Annotated in this window: 5 protein-coding genes; all 5 read right to left on the bottom strand. The window is 60.8% G+C overall.

All coding sequences use genetic code 11. From position 1 onward, the window contains the following. Nucleotides 1-37: 37 nt before the first annotated feature. The 5 genes from ACTJLA_RS23605 to gcvP all read right to left on the bottom strand — a co-directional run bounded on the left by ACTJLA_RS23605 (nucleotide 38) and on the right by gcvP (nucleotide 6,766). Nucleotides 38-526: an RDD family protein gene (locus ACTJLA_RS23605; protein WP_034128556.1), complete on the bottom strand. Its 489-nt coding sequence runs from the start codon at nucleotides 524-526 to the stop codon at nucleotides 38-40. 95 nt (nucleotides 527-621) lie between these two features. Continuing rightward, nucleotides 622-834 (bottom strand): cold-shock protein, encoded by a 213-nt coding sequence (locus ACTJLA_RS23600; protein ID WP_034128555.1) that lies wholly within the window; start codon nucleotides 832-834, stop codon nucleotides 622-624. Nucleotides 835-1,226: 392 nt separating this feature from the next. Next, nucleotides 1,227-2,351, bottom strand: a complete 1,125-nt coding sequence (gene gcvT, locus ACTJLA_RS23595; protein ID WP_054898393.1) for a glycine cleavage system aminomethyltransferase GcvT — start codon at nucleotides 2,349-2,351, stop codon at nucleotides 1,227-1,229. A 39-nt stretch (nucleotides 2,352-2,390) separates the two neighbouring features. Further along, complete coding sequence (locus ACTJLA_RS23590) at nucleotides 2,391-3,767, bottom strand: L-serine ammonia-lyase (RefSeq protein WP_034128553.1); 1,377 nt, start codon at nucleotides 3,765-3,767, stop codon at nucleotides 2,391-2,393. A 161-nt stretch (nucleotides 3,768-3,928) separates the two neighbouring features. Next, nucleotides 3,929-6,766: an aminomethyl-transferring glycine dehydrogenase gene (gene gcvP / locus ACTJLA_RS23585; RefSeq protein WP_440842246.1), complete on the bottom strand. Its 2,838-nt coding sequence runs from the start codon at nucleotides 6,764-6,766 to the stop codon at nucleotides 3,929-3,931. Nucleotide 6,767: the final 1 nt, after the last annotated feature.

Here is a 6,767-nt window from a genome sequence, read left to right as displayed (position 1 = left end):
AAGCCAGCTCCCACAGTTGATCTGTGATGCGCTTGAGTTACTTCTTTTGCTTCGGGATCCGCACCAACTGCGTATCCGAATAGATGTCATGCCAGCTGCGTTTGTGTTTATCGAACAACGACCAGATAAATCCCAACCCCACGCACAGCCATGACGCAATCGACACCACAAAACGCAGCAGTGCCTGCCACAGGCTGATCCGCGACCCGTCGGCGTTTTGCACGCGCACGCCCCACACCTGCATGCCCAGGGTTTGCCCCGAATGAGTCCAGAACTTGGCGAAGAACCCGAAGAGCACGAACAGCAGGATCGTGGACAGCAACGGGTCACCGTCCAGCGCGCCGGATTCGGTGAGCGTGCGCATCTTCGCTTCGCCCACGAAGGCGATCCACACCAGCTTGTAGATAAAAGCGGTGACGATCAGCAGTGCGGTACATAAAAGAAAGTCGTAGAACATCGCTGCCAGGCGGCGGCCCAGGCCAACGGCGGGGAATTCGCCCTGGGGGCTCAACAGGGGTTTGGACATGGCAGGGCTCTCTGGAGAAAGCACGCAGTTTACGCAATGGCGCCCATAAAAAAGCCCCTGATGTCATATCAGGGGCTTTTTGTCGCAGGTAAGGGTCAGGCTTCTGCGTGGACTTCGTCAGCCTGCATGCCTTTCTGGCCCTGCACAGCGACGAAAGTCACTTTCTGGCCTTCCTTCAGGCTCTTGAAGCCATTGCCCTGAATAGCGCGGAAATGCACGAACAGATCCGGGCCGCTTTCAGGAGTGATAAAACCAAAGCCTTTTTCGTCGTTGAACCACTTGACGGTACCGCTCTGACGCTCAGCCATTTTCTTCTTTCCTTTGACGCTAAAAATTAATGACAGCCCCTTTCAAACGAAAGAGTACTGGGCTGGGTTGCAGGAAAGTAAGAGACGTCGAACGGGTTGTAGCAAACTACTTGAGCTACTGCCCAGGTCCAGGTTCCAAGCGACCCATGCAAACACAGTGGGCAAACTCTACGCCAACTAATATGAAAAAAACAAGCCCTTGTGCAGGCCCTGATTTTACTGGGGCTCATGACACTTTGTTGAATGTTCTGATACTGGCTTATTCGATAGATCTATTCACTTGTTATAGGGCCTCAGCTATAAAAAGCCTATCGTGAATGCACTGTTTTATGGCGGTTGCGTTACAGTTTAGTGCACGTTAACGCAACCGCGTTACTTATAGAAACAGTCAATCAGCCACGGTAGTAACGTTGCGGAACAAATGGCATTTTACTTACACGCAGTGGCACCTTTTTCCCACGTACCATTGCGCAAACTTCGGTATCCAGTGCGACAAATGCGCTGTCCAGGTAACCCATTGCCAGAGGGCCGCCCAAGGTTGGACCAAAGCCCCCGCTGCAGACGCTGCCGATAACCGTACCTTGTGCATCGACAATTTCAGCGCCTTCACGCACCGGGGTACGCTCCTGCGGCAGCAGGCCTACGCGTTTGCGCGCCACACCGGTTTGCTGCTGAGTGAAGATGCGGTCGGCGCCAGGGAAGCCGCCGGCCCGTGCGCCATCGGCACGCCGAGCCTTGGAAATCGCCCACAGCAGGCTGGCTTCGATTGGCGTGGTGTCGGTGTTCATGTCGTGGCCGTACAAACACAAGCCGGCTTCCAGGCGTAGCGAATCGCGAGCGCCCAGGCCGATCGCCTGCACTTCGGTTTCGGCCAGCAGGCTGCGGGCCAGGCTCTCGGCATTGGCGGCCGGCACGGAGATTTCAAAACCGTCTTCACCGGTGTAGCCGGAGCGGCTGACGTAGCAGTCCACGCCCAGCAAACGCAGGGTGGCGAATTGCATGAAGGTCATCTGAGTGACTTCAGGGGCCAGGCGCGCCAATACTTTCACTGCCGCAGGGCCTTGCAGGGCCAGCAGGGCGCGTTCTTCGAACAGCGGTTCGATGGTGCATTGGTCGCCGATATGTGTACGCAGGTGCGCCAGGTCCTGGTCCTTGCAGGCGGCGTTGACCACCAGGAACAATTCGTCGTTGCCCAGGTTGGCGACCATCAGGTCGTCGAGGATGCCGCCTTGCTCATTGGTGAACATCGCATAGCGCTGCATGCCTACTGGCAGGTCGATGATATCGACGGGCACCAGGGTCTCCAGAGCCTTGGCGGCATTCGCGCCAGTGAGACGAATCTGGCCCATGTGGGAGACGTCGAACAACCCGGCCTGTTCACGGGTATGCAGGTGTTCCTTCATCACGCCCAATGGATACTGCACCGGCATGTCGTAGCCGGCGAAGGGCACCATGCGTGCGCCCAGTTCCAGGTGCAGGGCATGCAATGGGGTTTTCAACAGGGTTTCGGTGGACATATTCAACTCCTGAAAAACGTGCCGACGCGCTTGTGGGCGTCAGCACTCGATAATGTTGACCGCCAAACCGCCACGGGCGGTTTCCTTGTATTTGCTTTTCATGTCGGCGCCCGTCTGGCGCATGGTGCGGATGACCTTGTCGAGGGACACAAAGTGCTGCCCGTCGCCACGCAGGGCCATGCGCACCGCATTGATCGCCTTCACCGAGCCCATGGCATTGCGCTCGATGCACGGCACCTGCACCAGCCCGCCAATTGGGTCGCAGGTCAGGCCGAGGTTGTGTTCCATGCCGATCTCGGCGGCGTTTTCCACTTGGGACACGCTGCCGCCCAGCACTTCGCAGAGTGCGCCTGCGGCCATGGAACAGGCCACGCCGACTTCGCCCTGGCAACCGACTTCGGCGCCTGAGATCGAAGCGTTTTCCTTGTACAAAATGCCGATGGCGGCCGCGGTGAGCAAAAAGCGCACTACGCCGTCTTCGTTCGCGCCGGGGATAAAACGCATGTAGTAATGCAGCACGGCGGGAATGATCCCGGCCGCGCCGTTGGTGGGCGCGGTGACCACGCGCCCGCCATTGGCGTTTTCTTCGTTGACCGCCAGCGCATACAGGTTGACCCAATCGAGCACCGACAGCGGGTCGCGCAGCGCCGACTCCGGGTTCTTGCACAACTGCCTGTGCAAGGCCGCTGCCCGGCGCTTGACCTTCAAGCCTCCGGGCAAGATGCCTTCGTTGCGACAGCCGGCATCGACGCAATCCTGCATGACCTGCCAGATCTTCAACAAACCGCTGCGGGTTTCGGCTTCCGGGCGCCAGGCACTTTCATTGGTCAGCATCACCTGGCTGATAGACAGGCCATAGGTGGTGCAGTGGCCGAGCAAGTCCTTGGCGTGTTTGAACGGGAAGGTCAGGGGTGTAGCGTCTTCGACGATACGGTCGGCGCCCGCCGCGTCTTCATCCACCACGAAACCGCCACCGACCGAGTAGTACTCGCGGCTGCGGGTCTGGATGCCGGCGGCGTCAAAGGCACGAAAGATCATGCCGTTGGGATGATAGGCAAGGGGCTTGCGGATCATCGCCAGGTGTTCTTTCTCGTTGAACGCAATGCTGTGTTCGCCGAGCAGGTTGAGGCGCCCGTCACTGCGCATCTGCGCCAGGCGTGCTGCCACGGTTTCGGTATTCACGGTGTCCGGGTGTTCGCCTTCCAGGCCCAGCAACACAGCCTTGTCGCTGCCGTGGCCTTTGCCGGTGGCGCCCAGTGATCCGTAGAGTTCCACCTTGATGCCGGTGGTGGCCTCCAGCAGGTTGTCACGCTTGAGCCCCTCGACGAATCGGGCAGCGGCACGCATCGGGCCGACGGTGTGGGAACTGGAGGGGCCGATGCCAATCTTGAACAGGTCGAACACGCTAAGGGACATGGTTGTTCTCCGGTTTCTTATTATTTTCTGAAAGCCGACTCGGTCAATGTGGGAGCCGGGCTTGCCCGCGATAACGGTGGGTCAGGCAACATCACTGTCGGCTGATACACCGCTATCGCAGGCAAGCCAGCTCCCACACTGGCCGCGTATCTCCCGTCAGATCAGGCGTAGCTCTCGATAGAAGGGCACGCACACACCAGGTTGCGATCGCCAAACACGTTGTCGACCCGGCCAACCGGCGGCCAGTACTTGCCTTCGATCAATGAAGCCACCGGGTACACCGCTTGTTCACGGCTGTATGGGTGGCTCCATTCGCCTACCAGTTCCGCAGCCGTGTGCGGCGCGTTCTTGAGGGGGTTGTCGTCTTTGTCGAGGGTGCCGTTTTCTACCGCGCGGATCTCTTCGCGGATGGCGATCATGGCGTCGCAGAAGCGGTCCAGCTCTTCCTTGGATTCACTTTCGGTGGGCTCGATCATCAAGGTGCCGGCCACCGGGAACGACATGGTCGGCGCATGGAAACCAAAATCGATCAGGCGCTTGGCCACGTCGTCCACGCTGATGCCGCTGCTGTCTTTCAACGGGCGCAGGTCCAGGATGCATTCGTGGGCCACCAGGCCATTGCTGCCGGTGTACAGCACCGGGTAGTGCTCTTCCAGGCGACGGGAAATGTAGTTGGCATTCAGGATCGCCAACTGCGACGCACGCTTGAGGCCGGCGCCGCCCATCATGCTGATGTACATCCAGGTGATCGGCAGAATGCTCGCGCTGCCGAACGGCGCAGCGCACACCGCGCCTTCCTTGCGTTCCATGGCGGCGTGGCCGGGCAGGAATGGCGTGAGGTGCGACTTGACGCCAATCGGGCCAACGCCCGGGCCGCCACCGCCGTGGGGAATGCAGAAGGTTTTGTGCAGGTTCAGGTGGGACACATCGCCGCCGAACTTGCCCGGTGCGCACAGGCCGACCATGGCGTTCATGTTGGCGCCGTCGATGTACACCTGGCCGCCGTTGTCATGAATGATCCCGCAGATTTCGCGAATACCTTCCTCGAACACGCCGTGGGTAGAGGGGTAGGTGATCATCAGTGCTGCGAGGTGCTCGCGGTGCTCGATGGCCTTGGCGCGCAGGTCTTCGATGTCGACGTTGCCGCGTGCATCGCAAGCGGTGACCACCACGCGCATGCCGGCCATGTTGGCGGTCGCAGGGTTGGTACCGTGGGCTGATGACGGGATCAGGCAGATGTCGCGACGTTCTTCGCCACGGCTCTGGTGATAGGCACGGATGGCCAAGAGGCCGGCGTACTCACCCTGGGAACCGGCGTTGGGTTGCAGGGAGATCGCGTCGTAACCGGTGGCCGCGCAGAGCATGGCTTCCAGTTCGGTGGTCAGTTGCAGGTAGCCGGCGCTTTGCGCGGCGGGGGCGAACGGGTGCAGGGCACCGAATTCGGCCCAGGTCACCGGGATCATTTCGCTGGCGGCGTTGAGCTTCATGGTGCACGAACCCAGTGGGATCATGGTGCGGTCCAGGGCCAGGTCTTTGTCGGCCAGCTTGCGCAGGTAGCGCATCAGCTCGGTTTCCGAGTGATAGCGGTTGAACACCGGGTGGCTGAGGATCGGCGACTGGCGCAGCAAGGCGTTCGGCAGGGTGCTGTCGGTGGCGGCAAAGGCTGGCAGGGTTTTGCCGTCGGCGAAGATGGCCCACAAGGCTTGGATATCGGCCTGGGTGGTGGTTTCGTCGACCGACAGGCCAACGCGTTCGCCATCCACCACGCGCAAGTTGATGCGCTGGGCGCGGGCCTTGTCGTGCAGGGCTTCGGTGTGGGCGCCGGTGTGGATTGTCAGGGTGTCGAAGAAGTGTTGCTGCTCGACTTTCTGGCCCAGGGCAGTCAAACCCTTGGCCAGGATCGCGGTCAGTTGGTGAATGCGCTGGGCGATCTGCGTCAGGCCCTTGGGGCCGTGGTACACGGCGTACATGCTGGCGATATTGGCCAGCAGCACTTGCGCGGTGCAGATGTTGCTGGTGGCTTTCTCGCGGCGGATATGTTGCTCGCGGGTTTGCATGGCCAGGCGCAGGGCCGGCTTGCCGAAGCGGTCGACGGAAACACCGACCAGACGGCCTGGCATGTCGCGCTTGAACGCATCCTTGGTGGAGAAGTACGCCGCGTGCGGGCCACCGAAGCCCAGTGGCACGCCAAAGCGTTGTGCGCTGCCAATGGCGACGTCGGCGCCGAATTCACCCGGCGGCGTCAGCAGGGTCAGGGCCAGCAAATCGGCGGCCACGGCGACCAGGGCGTTGGCGGCGTGGAAACGTTCGGTCAGTTCGCGATAGTCGAACACATCGCCGTTGCTGGCCGGGTATTGCAGCAGGGCGCCGAAGAACGGGCTGACGTCGGTCAGTTCGCGCTCATCGCCCACTACTACATCGATGCCCAGTGGTTCGGCGCGAGTGCGCAGGACGTCGAGGGTTTGTGGGTGGCTGTGCACCGAAGCGAAGAACGCGTTGCTGCTTTTGTTCTTGCTCAGGCGCTTGCAGAAGGTCATGGCTTCGGCGGCGGCGGTGGCTTCGTCAAGCAGGGAGGCGTTGGCAATCGGCAGGCCGGTGAGGTCGCTGATCAGGGTCTGGAAATTCAGCAGGGCTTCCAGGCGGCCTTGGGAAATCTCGGGTTGATACGGCGTGTAGGCGGTGTACCAGGCCGGGTTTTCCAGCAGGTTGCGCAGGATCGGCGACGGCGTATGGCAGTTGTAGTAGCCCTGGCCGATGTAGGTCTTGAACAGTTGGTTCTGGCTGGCGATGGCCTTGATCTTGGCCAGGGCCTCGGCTTCGCTCAGGCCGTCTTCCAGGCCGAGCACGCTGGTGCCCTTGATGCTTTCCGGGATCACGCTGGCGCTCAGGGCTTCGAGGGAATCAAACCCCAGGCTGGCGAGCATTTGCTGCTCATCTTCCTGGCGCGGGCCGATGTGGCGGGCGATGAATTCGTTGGCGGTGGTCAGATTAACGGTCATG

It is taken from the genome of Pseudomonas sp. 22072, assembly GCF_052046095.1.
GTDB classification, from domain to species: domain Bacteria; phylum Pseudomonadota; class Gammaproteobacteria; order Pseudomonadales; family Pseudomonadaceae; genus Aquipseudomonas; species Aquipseudomonas paracarnis.
Note: the sequence above shows the minus strand (reverse complement) of the source record. Positions and strands in the feature narration are given on the sequence as shown.

Excerpts from the sequence above, each read along its gene's own strand:
- ACTJLA_RS23605 (WP_034128556.1), bottom strand. The coding sequence starts at position 526 with ATGTCCAAACCCCTGTTGAGCCCCCAGGGCGAATTCCCCGCCGTTGGC.
- ACTJLA_RS23600 (WP_034128555.1), bottom strand. The coding sequence starts at position 834 with ATGGCTGAGCGTCAGAGCGGTACCGTCAAGTGGTTCAACGACGAAAAA.
- gcvT (WP_054898393.1), bottom strand. The coding sequence starts at position 2,351 with ATGTCCACCGAAACCCTGTTGAAAACCCCATTGCATGCCCTGCACCTG.
- ACTJLA_RS23590 (WP_034128553.1), bottom strand. The coding sequence starts at position 3,767 with ATGTCCCTTAGCGTGTTCGACCTGTTCAAGATTGGCATCGGCCCCTCC.
- gcvP (WP_440842246.1), bottom strand. The coding sequence starts at position 6,766 with ATGACCGTTAATCTGACCACCGCCAACGAATTCATCGCCCGCCACATC.